Annotated in this window: 17 protein-coding genes; 4 read left to right on the top strand and 13 right to left on the bottom strand. The window is 69.1% G+C overall.

All coding sequences use genetic code 11. The features are described from left to right. Positions 1-146 precede the first annotated feature (146 nt). The 6 genes from KPL74_15140 to KPL74_15115 all read right to left on the bottom strand — a co-directional run bounded on the left by KPL74_15140 (position 147) and on the right by KPL74_15115 (position 5,381). Positions 147-1,061, bottom strand: coding sequence for a hypothetical protein (locus tag KPL74_15140; protein ID QWT19075.1), 915 nt, complete (start codon positions 1,059-1,061; stop codon positions 147-149). 80 nt (positions 1,062-1,141) lie between these two features. Beyond that, positions 1,142-2,224, bottom strand: a complete 1,083-nt coding sequence (locus KPL74_15135; GenBank protein ID QWT19074.1) for a DNA topoisomerase IB — start codon at positions 2,222-2,224, stop codon at positions 1,142-1,144. Between the two features lie 48 nt (positions 2,225-2,272). Continuing rightward, positions 2,273-3,442, bottom strand: coding sequence for a class I SAM-dependent rRNA methyltransferase (locus KPL74_15130; GenBank protein ID QWT19073.1), 1,170 nt, complete (start codon positions 3,440-3,442; stop codon positions 2,273-2,275). 34 nt (positions 3,443-3,476) lie between these two features. Next, on the bottom strand, positions 3,477-3,920 hold the full coding sequence (locus KPL74_15125) for a hypothetical protein (GenBank protein QWT19072.1): 444 nt from the start codon (positions 3,918-3,920) through the stop codon (positions 3,477-3,479). Positions 3,921-3,987: 67 nt separating this feature from the next. Next, positions 3,988-4,932 carry a serine/threonine protein kinase gene (locus KPL74_15120; GenBank protein ID QWT19071.1) on the bottom strand — a complete coding sequence of 315 codons (945 nt, stop codon included), beginning with the start codon at positions 4,930-4,932 and terminating at the stop codon, positions 3,988-3,990. Further along, positions 4,929-5,381, bottom strand: coding sequence for a hotdog fold thioesterase (locus KPL74_15115; GenBank protein ID QWT19070.1), 453 nt, complete (start codon positions 5,379-5,381; stop codon positions 4,929-4,931). The genes KPL74_15120 and KPL74_15115 overlap by 4 nt, the downstream gene beginning before the upstream one ends. 48 nt (positions 5,382-5,429) lie before the next feature. Between KPL74_15115 and KPL74_15110 the strand changes: the two genes are divergently transcribed. Next, positions 5,430-6,485, top strand: coding sequence for a 2Fe-2S iron-sulfur cluster binding domain-containing protein (locus KPL74_15110; protein QWT19069.1), 1,056 nt, complete (start codon positions 5,430-5,432; stop codon positions 6,483-6,485). A gap of 16 nt (positions 6,486-6,501) precedes the next feature. On the opposite strand, the gene KPL74_15105 is transcribed toward KPL74_15110, so the two are convergent. Genes KPL74_15105 through KPL74_15095 form a run of 3 tightly spaced genes read right to left on the bottom strand, consistent with a single transcriptional unit; the run spans position 6,502 to position 7,907 of the window. Beyond that, positions 6,502-6,948: a rhodanese-like domain-containing protein gene (locus KPL74_15105; protein QWT19068.1), complete on the bottom strand. Its 447-nt coding sequence runs from the start codon at positions 6,946-6,948 to the stop codon at positions 6,502-6,504. A 48-nt stretch (positions 6,949-6,996) separates the two neighbouring features. After that, a complete protein-coding gene (locus KPL74_15100; GenBank protein ID QWT19067.1) occupies positions 6,997-7,413 on the bottom strand; it encodes a hypothetical protein in 417 nt (138 codons plus the stop codon). 29 nt (positions 7,414-7,442) lie between these two features. Then, positions 7,443-7,907: a thioesterase domain-containing protein gene (locus KPL74_15095; GenBank protein ID QWT19066.1), complete on the bottom strand. Its 465-nt coding sequence runs from the start codon at positions 7,905-7,907 to the stop codon at positions 7,443-7,445. A 121-nt stretch (positions 7,908-8,028) separates the two neighbouring features. On the opposite strand from KPL74_15095, the gene KPL74_15090 reads away from it, so the two are divergent. Genes KPL74_15090 through KPL74_15080 form a run of 3 tightly spaced genes read left to right on the top strand, consistent with a single transcriptional unit; the run spans position 8,029 to position 11,259 of the window. Beyond that, on the top strand, positions 8,029-8,799 hold the full coding sequence (locus KPL74_15090; GenBank protein ID QWT19065.1) for a uroporphyrinogen-III synthase: 771 nt from the start codon (positions 8,029-8,031) through the stop codon (positions 8,797-8,799). A gap of 46 nt (positions 8,800-8,845) precedes the next feature. Then, on the top strand, positions 8,846-10,009 hold the full coding sequence (locus KPL74_15085) for a uroporphyrinogen-III C-methyltransferase (protein QWT19064.1): 1,164 nt from the start codon (positions 8,846-8,848) through the stop codon (positions 10,007-10,009). Then, on the top strand, positions 10,006-11,259 hold the full coding sequence (locus KPL74_15080) for a hypothetical protein (GenBank protein QWT19063.1): 1,254 nt from the start codon (positions 10,006-10,008) through the stop codon (positions 11,257-11,259). Before KPL74_15085 ends, KPL74_15080 begins: the two co-directional genes overlap by 4 nt. Positions 11,260-11,263: 4 nt before the next feature. Here the strand turns inward: KPL74_15080 and KPL74_15075 are convergent, their stop codons facing one another. From KPL74_15075 to uvrD, 4 genes are all read right to left on the bottom strand, one after another. Then, on the bottom strand, positions 11,264-12,454 hold the full coding sequence (locus tag KPL74_15075; GenBank protein ID QWT19062.1) for a hypothetical protein: 1,191 nt from the start codon (positions 12,452-12,454) through the stop codon (positions 11,264-11,266). A 2-nt stretch (positions 12,455-12,456) separates the two neighbouring features. Then, positions 12,457-13,521, bottom strand: coding sequence for a hypothetical protein (locus KPL74_15070; protein QWT19061.1), 1,065 nt, complete (start codon positions 13,519-13,521; stop codon positions 12,457-12,459). A gap of 1 nt (position 13,522) precedes the next feature. Beyond that, complete coding sequence (locus KPL74_15065) at positions 13,523-15,238, bottom strand: molecular chaperone HscC (GenBank protein QWT19060.1); 1,716 nt, start codon at positions 15,236-15,238, stop codon at positions 13,523-13,525. 136 nt (positions 15,239-15,374) lie between these two features. Continuing rightward, positions 15,375-17,579 (bottom strand): DNA helicase II, encoded by a 2,205-nt coding sequence (gene uvrD, locus KPL74_15060; GenBank protein QWT19059.1) that lies wholly within the window; start codon positions 17,577-17,579, stop codon positions 15,375-15,377. Positions 17,580-17,597: the final 18 nt, after the last annotated feature.

Raw genomic sequence — 17,597 nt, 5'->3', positions numbered from 1 at the left:
GAAATCTTCCATAGCCACCGGCGGCCCGGGACTTCATCATTCGCGTGTCGTCGCAGCCCGCGCGGCGCACCCAGGGACAAGGGCGTGCCGCCGGTGTTTGTCCGGCAGCGGCCGGGGCGTGGGACGCGCCCCGGCCGCTATGGATGTCACGGCCGTGCGCCGGAGCCCCAGTCGTCCGCACCGAACTGCAGGTGCAGCACCGTGCGGTTGTCGTCTTCCAGCGGTGGGTTGTACTGCAGGGTGGTGCAGCCACCGGCGACCTGTCGTTTCAGCGCGAGCGCCATCGTCTTCGTCGTCTGTGCGCCGTACGCGGGCGTGCCGGCCTTGCTCGCTTTCAGCGCCACCCGGAAACCGTCGGCGCTGACGCCGTCGGCCAGCTCGGGTGGCGGCGACTGACCCGGCTCCAGTGTCGCGACGTCGAACGTGCGGCCGCAGCCGCCGACGCTGACGATGTCGATCCCGTCGAGCAGGCTGGCGATGAACGTGTCGGCATCCTCGGACAGCGAATCGACCGCGTCCACCGTCGTGGTCAGCCGCACCTTCACGAAATACATCTTCCGGTAGAACAGGTACGTGCGGGAGGTGAGCATGTCGTGCTGGGCGTCGAAAACGATCGGCAGGAAGCGGCCCGACTGGCGGCGCCCACCGGGAAGCTTCGCTACGTAGGGGGTTTCATCGCCCCACCAGACGTTCCGGTAGATTTCCTGGCGCTCGGCGAAGGCCACCGACTCGCGGAAATCCTGCACCGCCTGCGCGAGCATCTTCGGCTCTTCGCCCTGGCCGGCGGGGTAGATGAACACGTCCGCGACGATCCACTGGGCGTCGTCGATTGCGTAGCGCAGCGATACGCCCGCCGCGATGTCGCCTTCGTCGGCATAGTTCTTCACCGCCGCCAGGGTGGCGTCGCTCAGCTTCTTCGGCGCGATGATCCAGGTGTCGTCGACCACGCCGCGATGCGTCTGCGCATCGACCCCAACCAGCGGCGGCACGGCGTCGCCAGCCACCGCACGATCGGCCACGGCAAGCCAGGCCACGAACACGGCCACGCCTACGGGAATCACACTCCACCGCCACATCGTTACGCACACCCCTGCAAGCCCGAACGCGAACCCCGTACGCGCACTATAGCCGTCCATATGAGTCAAGGGGAGCGCTTCGTCGCACGCAAACGTTTGCGCAGGAAAGCCAGGGTCAACGTTTCCAATTTTCGCGGATGGCGCAGGCTCGCGTCGGGCACGCGCCTGTGCAGTTCGCCGTCGCTCCAGCCCGCGAACACCTCCGGGTGGATGTACGACGCGCGGCAGACCGCCGGCGTATTCCCGAGCACGGCGGCCACGTCTTTCACCGCCTGGGCCAGCGCGGCCTTGACCGCCCGCTCGCCGCCTTCCTCGGGCATGGCCGTCCCGGCGAGCACGGCGACCGCATGCACGGTGCCGCCCCAGGTGCGGAAATCCTTCGCGGTGAATTCGCCACCGGTGACCTCGCGCAGGTAGTCGTTGACCATGCCCGAGTCCACCGGCTGGCGATGGCCGTCGTCGTCCAGGTACTGGAACAGGCGCTGGCCGGGCAATTCCTGGACGCGGCGCACGGCTTTCACCAGGCGGCGATCGTCGAGGTCGACGTCGCGCCACTGGCCGCTCTTGCCGCGGAAATGGAATTCGATCCGGCCGCGGCGGACGGCGACGTGGCGAGATCGCAGCGTGGTCAGGCCAAACGAGTTGTTCTGCCGCGCATAGGTGTCGTTGCCGACGCGGATCATGGTTTCTTCCAGCAGGCTCACCACCAGCGCCAGCACCTTGTCGCGCGGCAGGCCGGGCAGGGCGAGGTCCTTGCGCAGACGCCGGCGCAACGCGGGCAAGGCAGCGCCGAACTCCAGGATGCGGGTGAACTTGCCGCGGTCGCGTTCGCTGCGCCAGCGCGCGTGGTAGCGGTACTGCTTGCGCGCCCGCGCATCGCGGCCGGTCGCCTGCAGGTGGCCGCGCGGGTTGGCGCAGATCCATACCTGGGTATAGGCGGGCGGAATCGCCAGGGCGCGGATCCGCGCCAGCACGTCTTCGTCGGCAACGGTTTTTCCGTCGCTGCCGAGGTAGCTGAAGTGGCGCCCGCGCTTGCAGCGGGTGATCCCGCTATCGGTGTCGCACACGTAGACCAGCCCGGCCGCCTTCGCGTGGGCGCGTTCTTCGCTGGCAAGCTCGAGGGCTTCGGTGGGCGGTTTGCGGGACATGCCCGGAAGTGTGGGCTGCCCCGCGATCAAGGCACGGTGAACGTGCCGTCAGCCTACCCGGCAGAACGCCGCTTTCAGGTAACGGTTCTCGGGGACGTTGCTCGCCACCGGGTGATCCGCGCCCGCGCCATCGACGTGGAGGATCTGGATGTCGCGGCCGGCGTTGAGCGCCACGCGACGGATCATCTCGAGGAAATCGTCCTCGCCGACCAGGCCGGTGCAGGAACAGGTGAGCAGGATGCCGCCCGGTGCGATCACGTCCATCGCCGTGCGGTTCATCGCGAAGTACTTCTTCAGCGCGTTGACCACCTGGTTGCGGTCGCGGGTGAGCTTGGGCGGATCGAGCACCACGGCGTCCCAGGTCTCGCCACGGGCGATCGCGGCGCGCAGCCACTCGAACACATCGCCCTGCTCGAAGGTTGCTTCCACGTCGTTCAGCCGTGCGTTCTCGCGGGCGACTTCGAGGATGGCCGCATCGGCATCGACGCCGGTCGCCGACAGCGCACCGGCCTTCATCGCATGCACGGCGAAACCGCCGGCGTTGCAGCACAGGTCGAGCACCCGGCGGCCACGGGCCAGCCCGGCGAAGCGGCGGCGATTGTCGCGCTGGTCGGCGAAGAAGCCGGTCTTGTGGCCGAGGCCGGGCGCGGCATGGAAGGCCAGCCCGTGCTCGTGCACGTCGACCGCGGCCGGCGCGTCGTTCGAGCGCACGTCGAAGGATTCCTGGCGCTGCACGTGCTGTTCGGCGAACCAGTACAGCGAGGCGCCCGGGAAGTGCTTTTCCAGCTGCGCGTGGATGGCATCGCGGAAGCGCCACATGCCAGCGGCGAAATACTCGACGACGAGGTGGTTCGCATAGCGATCCACGACCAGGCCGGAGAGGCCATCGCCTTCGCTATGGACCACGCGCCACGCGTCGCTCACCTCGTCCAGGCGGAGCAGCTCGCGACGCAGCGCCACGGCGCGATCCAGCCGCTCGGCGATCCAGCCCTCGTCGATGGCCTCGTCCGGCGAGGTGGTCAGCAGGCGCAAGGCGACGCGCGCATGCCCATTCCAGAAACCACGGCCCACGAAGCGCCCCTTCGCATCCAGCACGTCCACCACGCTACCGGGCGGGATGCGCTCCGCCGGCTTGACGATCTGGGCCGACCAGACCCACGGATGGCCCGGGACGCGGTCGGATTTGAGGTGGATCTGGGGGAGGGAGGCGGTGTTCATCCCGGCATGATACTGGAAGGGGGTGGGGCGATCGTCACCGCCCGAAGCGCAGGATCGCCCACGCCACCAGCGCCAGCACGTTGATGCCGATGTGTGGCGAGGACGGACCGCCAAGGGCGAGCAGCCAGCCGTGTTCGGCGATGGCCCAGTCGAAGCCGAGGCGCGGCGAGCGCTGGATCGTCATGGAGACGTTGGCGTAGGCGCCCGAGGAAAGCGCGTAGCTGAAGAACGAAGTGGCCACCAGCGGGGCCTGCAGGAACTGGGCCCACACCGACATCTGGGTGCCGCGGGCATCGTTGGCGGCGAGCAGCACGCCGGCGACGAGGATGAAGCCGAACAGCAACGCACCGAGCACGGTCACCACCGCGTCGAGGCCGGCCATGCGCGAGCCGAACAGGTGTTCCAGCTGGCGGACCAGGCCATAGAGGCCACCGGCGATTTCGAACACGGCGATGACGCGGGTGAAAAACGAATGCATGCGGGAACCCAGGTAAGGCGGACGGGCAATTATGGCGATGCGCGGCGGCGCTTGCCGGAACGGTGGTTCAGAGTGCTTCGGCGGCTTCGTGCAGGTCGGCGATGTGTTGCTCCCACCAGCGCCCTTCGGCGGCGAACGGGAACGCGGCAGGGAAAGCCGGGTCGTGCCAGCGCTCGGCGATCCAGCCGGCGTAGTGCACCTGGCGCATCGCCCGCAGCGCGGGGATGAGCGCCAGCTCGGCCGGGTCGAAATCGCGGAACTGGCCGTAGCCTTCCAGCAGCGCATCGAGCAGGACGTCGTCCGAGGCAAGCATCCAAAGGTCCTGCACCGCCGGGCCCATGCGTGCGTCGTCGAGGTCGACGAAGTGGGGGCCATCGTCGGTCCACAGCACGTTGCCCGGATGGCAGTCACCGTGCAGGCGCAGCCGCCGTACCGGCCCGACGGCTTCGAAACGATTCGACACCGCATCGTCGACGCGCATCACCGCGCCGCGATAGGCATCGAAGAGATGGGCCGGCAGCAGGTCCGAGCCGAGCGCGGCGCGCGCTGGGCCGTCGATCATGGTCGCGCGGTCCAGCGTGGCCCGGTGGTGGAACGGCTCGCGGGCACCCAGCGCATGCATGCGCCCGAGCAGGCGGCCCAGCCAGGCCAGCTGGTCGGCCGATTCCAGCGACGGTGCGCGGCCGCCACGGCGCGGGTACACCGCGTAGCGAAAGCCGGCGTGGCGCAGCAGGGTTTGGCCGTCGAACGCGAGCGGCGCCACCATCGGGATTTCCGCCGCGGCCAGTTCCAGCGCGAACGCGTGCTCTTCTTCGATGGCGGCATCCGACCAGCGACCCGGACGGTAGAACTTCGCCACGACGAAGCCGCCATCCTCGAGGCCGACCTGGAACACGCGGTTCTCGTAGCTGTTCAGGGTCAGCAGGCGGCCGTCGCTCCATGCGCCCGTGGCGTCCACGGCGCCGAGCACGACATCGGGAGAGAGGGCTTCGTACGGCGCCGCGTGGCTCACGTGCGCAGGTTCCCCGGTGCACCGCCCGGCGAGGGGATCACCGCCATGGTCAGGCGCGACAGGCAGGCCAGCTTGCCGCCCTCGTCTTCGATGCGGATTTCCCACACCTGGGTGGTGCGACCCAGGTGGATCGCCCGGGCCGTTCCGGTGACCAGGCCACCGCGCACGCCGCGGATATGGTTGGCGTTGATGTCCAGGCCGACCGCGATCTCCTTCTCCACGTCGAGCGTGAGCAAGGCGGCCGAGCTGCCGAGGGTTTCCGCCAGCACCACCGAGGCGCCGCCGTGGAGCAGGCCGAACGGCTGCTGGGTGCGGTGGTCGACCGGCATGGTGCCGCGCAGCCAGTCGTCGCCGGCCTCCGTGAAGCGGATATCGAGCGTCTCCATCATCGTGTTCCGGCTCCAGCCGTTGATGCGGTCGAGGTCGATAGGGTGCTTCCAGATGGCCATCGTCGGTTTCGTCCCATGGGAAAGCCGTCATTGTCCTACAATGGGCTCGTGCCTACCGTAACCTTGAGCGCCTCCGGCAAGCAGTTCGATGCCGCTGACGGCGAAACCGTCCTTGAAGCCGCCCAGCGCGCGGGCATCGCCCTGCCGTACTCGTGCCGGGGCGGCGTGTGTGGCAGCTGCAAGGCCACCCTGGTGGCGGGCACCTGCGAATACCCCTACAACCCGCCCGTGGGCCTGTCGGCCTCGGCGCGCGAGCACCACGGCATCCTGATGTGCCAGGCCGTGCCCTGCGGCGACATCGCCATCCAGGCCCGCGAGATCGCGTCGGTCGAGGATATCCCGCACCGCCGGGTCGAAACCGAGGTAGCCGAACGACGCATGCTGGCGCCCGACGTAGTCGGCCTGTGGCTGCGGCCGCTCGATGGCGACACGCTGCGCTGGCTGCCGGGGCAATACCTGGACGTGGTGCTACCCGACGGCAAGCACCGGCCGTTCTCGATCGCCAGCGGCCCGCGCGACCATGGCCTGGTCGAACTGCACGTGCGCCACGTGCCGGGCGGTGGTTTTACATCCTGGGTGTACGAGTCGCTGAAGGTGGGCGACCGGCTGTCGATCGAGGCGCCGCTGGGCACCTTCGTGCCGCGCGAGGATTCCGAGCGGCCGATGCTGTTCATGGCCGGTGGCACCGGGTTCGCCCCGGTGAAGGCCGTGGTCGAGCACTTCATCGCGCTGGGCACGCGCCGTCCGATGCACCTGTACTGGGGCGTGCGCAACGCGGACGACCTCTACCTGGCCGAGCTGGCCCGTGGCTGGGCGGCGCAGTCGTCGACGATTACCTTCACGCCGGTGCTCTCGGATCCCGACGCCGCCCGCGAGGCGGGGCTGCGCGAGGGCCTCGTGCACGAGGCCCTGCTGGCCGACCACCCGGTGCTGTCAGGTTACGACCTCTACATGAGCGGGCCGCCCGCGATGATCGCGGCCGGCCGTGAGCTCTTCCTGGATGCCGGACTGCCGGAAGACCGGCTGTTCTACGATTCGTTCGACGTGGCGCCGGACGTGCTGGCATCGATCCTGCGCAACCGGGCCGGCATCCACGGCCTCTAGCCCGGCCCTGGCCGGCTTACTTCTTGCCCTTGGCCGTCGGCAACTGGGCGTTCTGCCAGCTGGCGGTGCCACCATCCAGCACATAGACGCGGGTGAAGCCCGCCTTGATCAGCCGGCCCGCCGCCTTGGACAGGTTGCGCCCGTCCTTGTCGACCAGCACCACCGGCAGGTCCTTCGCCCGCGAGAGGTCCTTCTGGGTTTCCGGATCGAACTGGCTCATCGCCACGTTCTTCGCGCCCGGCACGTGGGCCTTCTCGAAGTCCGCGCTCGCCGACAGGTCGATGATCAGCGGCGTGTCGCGGTTGATCAGCTGGGTAAGGGCGGCCGGGGTCAGGCTCGTCCACTTCTGGAAGAGGCGGGTGACTTCCGTGGCAAGCAGCGCCACGAGGATGGCCACGAACAGGGCGACCAGCGCGAGGTGGTTGCTCGCGAACTCGGGGAGCTTGTGGAGTACGTCGTTCATCGGGTGCTTGCTCGTCCCTTGGGGGGTAAACCCGCGATTATATAGGGATCAGTGCGGCGAGAAATCCGGCAGGCCGGTCATCAGCACCCAGTGGTTCTTTTGCTTGTCGTAGTGCCAGCGCTGGTGGTCGACCAGGCCGCGCTCCGCCTGCGTGTTGATATTCACCACGGTGATCTGCACGGTCTGCACCACCTCGTCGTCGCCATCGGGGCGCGGGCCGGCACCGTCGTCGTACCCGGTGACGCGGAGCTGGGCCAGCCGGCTCTGCTCGACCGAGCTGACCGGGTGGGCCTCGGCGTAGTCCTTGTCCACGAACGATTGCGCGGTGCCGTAATCGCCCCAGCGGATCGCCGAGGCATAGGCCATCAGGGTGCGGTTGAGCGAGTCGTTGCGGATGTCGGCGGCGCAGCCGGAAAGGGCAGCGGCCGAAGCGAGCACGAGGGCGGGCAGGACGAAACGGCGCATGGTGGCTTCCAGGATGGCGTCGGCCGGCATTATGCCCGGCGTTTGGCCACGAAGCGCGCGACCAGCGTGGCGGCGGGCTTTGCGTCGGTGCCCGGGATCACGCAGGCAAGGTCGGCGCGGGCCCGGCCACGCGCGGCCAGGGTCGCGAAGAACGGCTCCCAGTCGCTGTCCGGCGCCATGCTGGCCTCGGCGCGCAGGTCGCCCCAGACCGGATCCAGGTAGCGCACGGTGGAATCGGCGACGAACAGGTCGCAGTCGTACCCGCGCTGGCGCAGCGAGGCTTCGACCAGTGCCCAGCAGGCCAGCGTCATCAGCGTGACCAGGCTGCCGCCGAACGCGCAGCCCTTGTCGTTGATGTTGGGCGGCAGGGGCGCCGTCATCACCAGCCGGTGCCCATCGTGCGACACGATGTGGATATCCATGGCACGGGCCAGGGGGATGCCGTCGAGGATAAAGCGCTCGAGTGCGGCGATGTCGTGGGTGTGATCGTTCATGGACCGCCGAGTCTACGGAACGCCCCCATCCGTTCGCACCCGTACGGCGTGCCCCAACCTTCGGCATTGGTGGCAAGCGTTCATCCTTCCTATCCTCGGGTGTCTACAGCAGGATGCTCCCGTGAGTCGTTCACAACCGCTACGCAACGTGACCGTCGTCATTACCCGCCCCGCCGGAACGGCGGGCCCACTCGCCCGCCGCGTGCGCAAGCTCGGCGGGATCCCGGTCAGCGTGCCCGGGCTGTCGCTGCGGGCCACCGAAGACGCCAGTGCCGTGGATGCCGCGTTGCGCCGCGCGCTGGACGGCGACGTGCTCGTGTTCACCAGCCCGGCCGCCGTGCGCTTCGCCGCCGATGTGTTGCCGCTGGCCACGCGGGCCACGGTGATCGCCGTCGGACGCGGCACGGCGCGCGCGCTGAAGACCGCCGACGTGGCCAACGTGCTTTTCCCGGAGTCCTCGCAGGACAGCGAAGGCGTGCTCGGCATGCCCGAACTGGCCGAACTTGCCGGCAAGCGCGTTGCGCTGGTGGGTGCCCCGGGTGGGCGCGGCGTGCTGCGCGAGCAACTGGCCGCGCGCGGTGCCCTGCTCGACGAGGTGCATGTCTACCATCGGGTGGCGCCGCGGATCGACCGGCGACATATTGATCCCTTGCTCAAACTCACCCGACGCTCGGCGGTGTTGCTGTCCAGCGCCGAGGCGCTGGACCACCTACACCGCGCCTTGATCGCGCCCGCCTGGCGGCGGCTGGTGCAGGCCGTGGCGGTGGTCAGCAGCGAGCGCCTGCGCGCCGTGGCGATGGGGATGGGCTTCGAGCGGGTGGTGGTGGCGCGGTCCGCCTTGCCGACCGACCTGCTCGCCGCCGCCTCCGAGGTCTCGTTCACCCGCGGTTGAGCGATCTACTCCGTTCGTTCGCGTATGGCCTGCTAGCATGCCCTGCATGACGACCGAGACCCCTCCGACCGATACGAGCCCGGCCACGCCGGCCCCGGCCGCCGCGCCCTCGACCGCCAGCCCGCGCAGGGCTCCCGACCCCGCGCCCCGGCGTGGTGGTGGCGCCCTGGCGCTGGCCATCCTGCTATCGCTGGCCGCGGCAGGTGCCGCCGGCTACACCGCATGGACGGTCTGGACCATGCGCGCCGACCTTGGCGCGGCCAACGGCCTCAAGGGCCAGGTCGACACCTTGCAGTCGGCGGTGGATGGCCTTCGCGACGACAACGCCAACCTGCGCCGTCGCCTCAGCGACGCCGATGGCGTGAACCGCTCGGCCCGCGAGGAAGTGCTCGGCATGGCCGAGCGCACGAAGAATCTCGAAGATGCCGTCGCCAACCTTTCCGAGCGCAGCCTCGGTGGCCACGATGCGATGTTGCTCGACGAGGCCGAATCGCTGCTGCGCATGGCGCGCGAACGTTTCGCCCTGTTCGGCGACGCCAGCGGTGCGCTCTCGGCCTACGAGCTGGCCGACCAGAGCCTGGCCGCGGTGAACGATGCCGCCTTCGCGCCGGTGCGGCAGAACCTCGCCGCCGAGCGCGAGGCCTTGCAGGCCGTGCAGCCCAAGGCTCGCGCGAACGATCTCAACGTGCTCGCCGACCTTCGTGCGCAGCTTCCGACGCTGCCGCTGAAGGACCTCGACACCCAGGCCGGCGCGGATGAAGAGCGCACCTTCTGGCAGCGGACCACGAATGCGCTGGGTAGCATCGTCCGGATCAGCCACGACGAAGGCACGCCGCTGGGCCTCGCCGACGATCGCCTGGCGCGCGAACTGGCGGCGCTGGACGTCGCCCACGCGGAAGCCGCCGTGCTTGCGTACGACGACCGTAGCCGCAACGCCGCGCTCAAGCGTGTCGACGCCACCCTCGTTGCACACTTCAACGGCCAGGCGCCGTCGGTGCAGACCGCGCGGCAGCGCATCGCCGCGCTACTGGCCAGTCAGGCCAGCGGCACCGAACCGAAGCTCGGCGCCGCACTGGAAGAGCTGCGTAGCCTGCGCTCGGTGCATGCGTTGAAGAGCGCTGCCCCTGCAGCGACGCCTGCGTCGGCCGCCGGCACGACGCCCGCCGCCGCGCCCGCCACGGCGTCGACCGCCGCGAAGGCCACGCCATGAAGCCGTGGCGCTGGGTAGTCGGCCTTATCCTTGTCGCGGTGATCGCCGCATTCGCGTGGCATTGGGTCGCGGACGATCCGGGCTACGTGCTTGTGCATATCCGTGGCACCACGCTGCAGATGACCCTGGTCACCGCCATCGTGTTGCTGCTGGTGGCATGGGCCGCCATCGCCTTCCTCGTCGCGCTGATTCGCTGGCCGTTCGGCGCCATGAACCGGCGTCACCGTCGGCTCAGCCGCCGTCGCCTTGCCGACGGCCTGGTCGCCCTGATCGAAGGGCGCCACGGTGAAGCCGAGCGTGACCTGAATCGTGCCGCGCGCTACCCGTCCGTGCGTGGACCGGCCTTGCTCGCCGCGGCCGAAGCCGCCGAGCGCCACGGCGAATCCACCCGCGCCATCGAAACGCTCGACCTCGCTGCGCAGGAAACTCCGCGGGCCGCACGCGTGATGCGTGCACGGCTGATGCGGCGTACCGGTCGGGCGGTGGATGCGGCGGCATTGCTTGCCCCGGAAGCCAGCAGCAACGCGCTGACCCCGGCCGGCTGGAGCGAATACGCGGAAGCCTCGCTGGCGGCGGGTGACCCGCGCAACGCCATGCGTGCGTTGGAGCCGCTGCGCAAGTCGGGCGAACTGGGTGCCGCTGCGTTCAACGAACTGGAGTCGCGCATCGTCGCCGCCAGCGTGCTCGCCGCGCCGGATGGTGCGTCGCTCACCGCGCTGTGGTCGCAGTTGCCGAAGGGCCAGCGCCGCCTTCCCGGCGTGATCGATGCCTACGCACGCCAGGCCATGCGTTATGGCCAGGGCATGGCCGCGATGGACGAGATCGAATCGGCGCTGCGTCGGGAGTGGTCGCCGCAGCTGGTCGCCACGTACGGCTCGCTGGGTGCGGAAGACCTCGACCAGCGGTTGCGCCGTGCCGAGGCGTGGATCGATACGCACCCGAACGATCCCGCGTTGCTCACCGCCGTGGGCCGGATGTGTGTCCGTGCGCACCTGTGGGGCAAGGCGAAGCCGTACCTCGAGCGGGCGCTGGCGATCGAGCCGAGCGCGGCGGCGTGGGAGGCCCTGGGCGACGTCTATCTTGGCGAGAACCTGCCCGAGCTGGCCCAGCGCTGCTATCGCAATGCGTTCGCGCTGGCGCGCGGGGAGGCTACCGAACCCCTGCCCGAGAATCGCAGTGGCCGGATCGACACGCGGGTGACGGCGATCGAAGAGCGCGATCAGCACGGCGTGCCGCGGCTTTCGCCGTGATCGCCTAGCGTTGTCGCAAGTGGCTGGACGGATGCCAGAGGCCCTGCGCCACGCAGCGATGGGCCCGGTCTTTCAGGTAGCCCATCTCGGTCAGGGCCACGTGGTCGAACGCACCGGGCTGGTCGAGCCGGTCGTATAGCGCGGCGCATTCCACGGGCGTCATCGTGTCCGTCAGCGACGGCACGGAGGACAGGTCGGGACCGTAACGCTGGGCGAGCACGGCGATGCCGATCGCGGCGAACGCCCACGAGGCGATACGGAAGCGCCAGCGCGTCCGATACCACGGCACGGGCTTCGACGTGCGCATCAGCATCGACGCCGCCGGCATGGCGCGTGCGCGCGACTCCTCACGCACCGGTCCAGGCAGCGCGGCGTAGGCGTCGCGCCATGCCGCCAGCCTGCGCGGCGTGGCATGCAGCGTGATCCAGTCCGGCAGGTTGCGCTGCAGCCGCTCGACGTCGGGCCAGCGGCGCGCCAGCCAGTCATCCACGCCGGCTTCCGAACGCCGTAGCAGCTCGAGCCATTTCGCCTGCCAGCGCGGCTCGAAGCTGCGCCAGGTTTCGCGCTGGCCCAGCACCCGATCGATCCAGAGCTGGCGCGGATCGCTGCGTCGCAGGTGGCCGATTTCATGCCAGTGGAACAGGATCGCGGCGGCATCGAACACCTCGGGACGGTGGCGGATGCTGCACGCCATCAGCTGCTCGACGATGCGGTCTTCGAGCTGGCCCGGCGCATCCACGTAGCGCATGCGCAGGGACGCGAGGGCGGTGTCGAGCAGGCCGTGCACGGCACTGGCCGGCTGCGCGGCGACGTCGGCCTGGAAGCGACGCGCCAGGTCGTCGGCGATGTCCTCGGGACGCGGGACGACGTCGGCGGGATCACCACCGGTATCGGCCGGCAGTATGTTTTCCGGGGGTGTGACAACCGTCTCGACCGCGCCCACGGCGAACTCCGCCGGCGACGAGGACGTCGCCGCGGCGACGGCGGGCTCGCGCGGGACATCCGGCGCAGCATCCGCCGGATGCTCGAACAGCCACGCCCGTGCTTCTTCGTACGCCGTTCGCAGGCGCTCGAAGGCGGCGGGGTCCGTTTCCGGATCGATGCCGCGCAGCAGGGACGCGTAGGCGCGACGGACCATCACCTCGTCGGCGTGCGCCGGCAAGCCAAGCTGGTCGAAGAACGAGGGCGTGGCCACGCTCAGGGCGAGCCGCGCAGCGCGTGCGCGATAAGCAACAGGATCTTCCCGCCGATGAACCACCACCACCAGCGTCCGCCCACGTAGCCGAGGGCGCGGCGCCATTTCGGCACGCTGGGCTCGGTCGGATCCCAGGCGGATCGGCGCGCGATGCCGCGCTGCTTCGCCGGTAGCGCGTTGAATGCCTCTTTCCAAGCATGCAGCACGGCATCGGCGACGTGCAGGCGCAGGAATTCACCCACGTAGGGCTGCACGGCGGCGATCCGGGGCCATGCTTCGACATGCTTCGAGGTGAACGCGGGGCTCTCCTTCGTCGCGGCTTCGCAGAGGCCGAGCAGCTGCTTGCGCCGCTTCTCCGGGAAGCGAAGCCAGTTCGCGCGCGAGGCAAGCACGCGATCGATCCAGGCGTCGCGTTCCGTACCGCGACCATGGACGTCCGCATCGCCCCAGGCAAACTGCTCGGCGGCAGCGTTTACCAGGTGCGGGCGACGCGCCAGCTGCTGTTCCGCGATGGCATCGATCAGCATCGCTTCGAACACCGCCAGGGCGTCGACATGTTGCTGGCGCAGCTCGGCGGTCGTCGCCGTGAGCAGGTCCGCCACCGCCGTGTCGCGCTGCGTGTCGACCGCCTGCGCGAAACGACGGAGCGTGTCGTAGGCAACCTGCCCGGCGGACGGTCCGCGTGCCATGGGAGGCGCTGCGGCAGGCGCTTCGTCGCCGGTGGCGTCTACGCGATCCACCGCGATGTCGTTACCTTCCACGCGGCTGGCGCGGACGGCGTGCTCGTTGACGTCAACGGCGGGCACTTCCGCGTGGATGGCGTCCACGGTGGCCGCGATGTCCTGCTCATCGTGCACATCCTCCGTTCCCTGCACGGACGCAGCCTCATGCTCGGCCTTGCGCTCGGCCCAGCTGCGCGCCGCTTCAAACGCGCTGCGCAAGCGCGCGAAACCGTCCGGATCGGCGGCGGGATCGCTGGCCTTGAGGCGCAGCGCGTAGGCGCGCTTTACGCCGCGTTCGTCGGCGCTGGCATCCAGGCCAAGCTCACGCAGGAACCAGTACGCCATGTCATTCCACCGGATCGGGCGCGAAGCGGTTGTCGGCTTCGACGTGCTGCAGGGCCTCGCGGAAAAGCACCGCCTCGCGGGCGATCTGCCTTTGATCCTGGCTGGCCAGCGTCTGCTCGAACTGCAGGATGAACTGGCCCACGCGATCGCGGGCGTCGCCGAGCAGTTGTTCGTACAGCCGCTCGGCGCGCGCCAGCAGGGTGCGATTTTCCAGCGTGTCGCGCGGATGGATCTTCAGCGTGGACAGCGCCGCGAGCCGCTGCGCGACCTCCTCGGGGGACATGTGCGCGTCGCCACCCTCGATCACCAGACGGCGGGTTTCGTTGGTGGCCACCACTGTCACTTCGACTTCGAGCAGGCCGTTCACGTCGTAGGTGAAACGCACATCGACGCCCTCGGCATGGCCGCTGCCCTTGGGCAGGGGCACGACGACCTCGCCGAGCGGAATGTTGTCGCGGACCATGCGCGATTCGCCCTGGTAGACGCCGATGCGGATCTGCGTCTGGTTGGCCGACACCGGGGTGAAGCGCTCGACCCGGCTCACCGGCACCACGGTGTTGCGCTGGATGATCGGCGCATAGAAACCTTCCGCATGGTTGCCGTTATCCAGCCGGCGCGCGACCTCGGTGCCCAGCGTGTACGGGCACACGTCGGTCATGACGGTTTCGTTGAGCGCCTGGTCCTTCATCTTCAGGCCGGCCTGCACGGCAGCGCCCAGCGCGACCACTTCGTCGGGGTTGAGGCCGACGGCCGGGAAGCGCCCGAACATCCGCGTAGCCAGCGCGCGGATCATCGGCATGCGCGTCGCGCCACCGGCGAGCACCACGTTGTCGAGATCGGCGGCGCGGATGCGCGCGTCGCGCAGGGCACGTTCGATCGGGCGCCACAGGCGGTTGAGCAAGGGCTGGGCGAGCTTTTCGAAGCTCTCGGCGTTCAGTTCGACGCTCGCCGCATGCTGCTTCCAGGTCGCCTCCAGGGTGGCCTTGCCGCTGGCACCGAGTTCACGCTTCGCGGTCTCGGCACGCGCGGCAAGCCGCTGCATGAAGATCGGGTCGGCACGTGCCGCTTCGGGGATGCCGTTGGCGAAGACCTCGTCGGCCAGCAGCGTGGCGAAGTCTTCGCCGCCGAGCATGTTATCGCCGGCGCTGGCGCGCACCTCCATCACCCCTTCGAACATCTCCAGGATCGAGACGTCGAACGTGCCGCCGCCAAGGTCGAAGACGAGGAACTGGGTTTCGCCGTGCTTTTCGTGCAGGCCGTAGGCCAGTGCCGCGGCGGTGGGTTCGTTGAGCAGGCGCTCGACCTTCAGGCCGGCCAGCTGGCCGGCGACGCGGGTCGCCTTGCGCTGGGCATCGGAGAAGTACGCCGGCACGGTGATGACCGCTTCGGTCACCGGGTGGCCCAGCCACGCCTCGGCGTCGGCTTTCAGCGAACGCAACACCAGCGCCGACAGTTCTTCCGGCCGGTAGTCGCGGTCGCCCAGGCGCACCGTGCGCGGGCTGCCCATGTAGCGCTTGAACAGCGCGGCGGTCTGCTGCGGATGGGTTTGCAGGCGCTCGCGCGCCGCCTCGCCCACCAGCACCTGTCCGTCTTTGTCGATGCCGACGCAGGACGGCGTGAGGACATTCCCCAATGCATTGGGAATGAGCTGTGCGCCGCCGTCCTTCCAGACGGCGATCAGGCTGTTGGTCGTGCCCAGATCGATACCGACGATCATAAAATCCCTGCTATCCCTCGGTGCGCCACGCGGCGCACGATCCCTTGTTTAGCGGCAGCCGCCGCGCCCACTGTAGGAGCGCACCCGTGCGCGACCCGAATTCCCGCGGCGCCCCTTCAACCGGCATGCCCCATGCCTAGACCGCCGTCAGGTTAGCGTAAGCGTAAACCAGCCACTTCGAACCTTCATCCTGGAAGTTCACCTGCACCCGCATGTGCGCCCCGGCACCCTCGGCGCTGACGATGGTGCCCTCGCCGAACTTCGGGTGGGTCACGCGCTGGCCAAGCTTCACCGGCATCGGCTCTTCCAGCGAGCTGCCGCCGCCGAATCGATCCGCGTAGGCCGGGCGCGAGACCTGCACGCGGGGGCGCAGTTCATCGAGCAATTCCGGCGGGATCTCGCCGAGGAAGCGCGAGGGCCGCGCCAGCATCTCGGTGCCGTGCATGCGTCGCGACTCGGCATGCGACACGAACAGCTTTTCGCGGGCACGGGTGATGCCGACGTAGGCCAGCCGGCGTTCTTCCTCCAGGCGGTTGTCCTCCTCGGTGGAGCGCTGGCTCGGGAACAGGCCTTCCTCCATGCCGACGAGGAACACCACCGGGAATTCCAGGCCCTTCGCCGAATGCAGGGTCATCAGCTGGACGCAGTCGTCCCATGCTTCGCCCTGGCCTTCGCCGGCTTCCAGCGCCGCGTGCGAGAGGAAGGCCGACAACTCGTTGAGCCCGGCGTCGGTGTCTTCCGGGGTCATCTCGAAACGGCTGGCCACGTTGACCAACTCGTCGAGGTTCTCCACCCGCGCTTCGCCGTTGCCACGCTTGTCGTTCTCGTAGAAGTCGCGCAGGCCGGTGTGGACGATGGCATGCTCGATCTGCTCGGCCAGGTCGAGGCCGGTGCTGGCCTCGTCGTTGACCGTGTCGCCGCCGCGGAAGGTGCGGTGCATCTCGTCGATCAGGCTGAGGAACGCGCGGATGGCGTTCTTGGCGCGGCCGGCGAGGCCGCCGGTGGCCACCTCGTTCAATGCGGACTCCCACATCGAACTGCCGTCCAGGCGCGCGCGGCGACGCAGTTCATCCAGCGTGCGGTCGCCGATGCCACGCGGAGGCGTATTCACGGCGCGCTCGAAGGCCGCGTCGTCGTGGCGGTTCGAAGCCAGCCGGAGATAGGCCAGCGCATCCTTGATCTCGGCGCGCTCGAAGAAGCGCAGGCCGCCGTAGACGCGATAGGGCAGGTCGCGCTGGATCAGCTGTTCTTCGAAGTTGCGCGACTGGGCGTTGGAACGATAGAGGATCGCGCAGTCACGCGCGTTGCCATGTTCGGCGATGTGCTCGCGGATGCGTTCGATGACGAAGCGCGCTTCGTCCTGCTCGTTGTACGCGGCGTACAGCGCGATCCGGTCGCCTTCGTCGCCGTCGGTCCACAACTGCTTGCCGAGGCGGCCACCGTTGCGCGCGATGACGGCGTTCGCCGCCTTCAGGATCGTCGAGGTCGAGCGGTAGTTCTGTTCCAGCCGGATGGTTTTCGCGCCGGGGAAGTCGCGCAGGAACTGCTGCACGTTCTCCACCTTCGCGCCACGCCAGCCGTAGATGGCCTGGTCGTCGTCGCCGACCACGAACACCTGGCCCGTGCTGCCGGCGAGCACGCGGATCCACGCGTACTGCAGGGTGTTGGTGTCCTGGAATTCATCGATCAGCAGGAAGCGCCAGCGATCCTGGTAGTGCTTGAGCACCTGCGGATCCTTCAGCCACAACTCGTGGGCGCGCAGCAGCAGCTCGGCGAAGTCGACGAGGCCGGCACGCTGGCACTGCTGTTCATAGGCCTTGTAGACCTCGACCCAGGTCCTGGTCACCGGGTGGTCGCGGTGCTCGATGCCATCCGGGCGCTTGCCCTCGTCCTTCCAGTTGTTGATCTGCCAGGCGGCCTGGCGTGGCGGGTAGCGCGCCTCGTCCAGGCCCATGCCGGCGATGATCCGCTTGATCAGCCGTTGCTGGTCGTCCGAATCGAGAATCTGGAAGCCCTCGACCAGGCCTGCTTCACGCCAGTGGCGGCGCAGCAGCCGGTGGGCGATGCCGTGGAAGGTGCCGACCGTGAGCCCCTGCGTGCCGCCCGGGATGATCCCGTCGACGCGCGAACGCATCTCGCCGGCCGCCTTGTTGGTGAACGTCACCGCCAGGATCGCCCACGGCGGAACCCGCTCCACCTGGTTGAGCCAGCCGATGCGATTGGTGAGGACGCGGGTCTTGCCGGAGCCGGCGCCCGCGAGGATCAGGTAGTGCCCGGGTGGGGCACTGACGGCCTCGCGCTGTGCGTCGTTCAGGCCGTCGAGAAGATGGGATACGTCCATCCCCCATTGTACCGGAGG

It is taken from the genome of Bacillus sp. NP157 (genome assembly GCA_018889975.1).
GTDB lineage: Bacteria > Pseudomonadota > Gammaproteobacteria > Xanthomonadales > Rhodanobacteraceae > Luteibacter.
The sequence above is the reverse complement of the archived record's forward strand: the minus strand, read 5'-3'. Positions and strand labels throughout refer to the sequence as shown.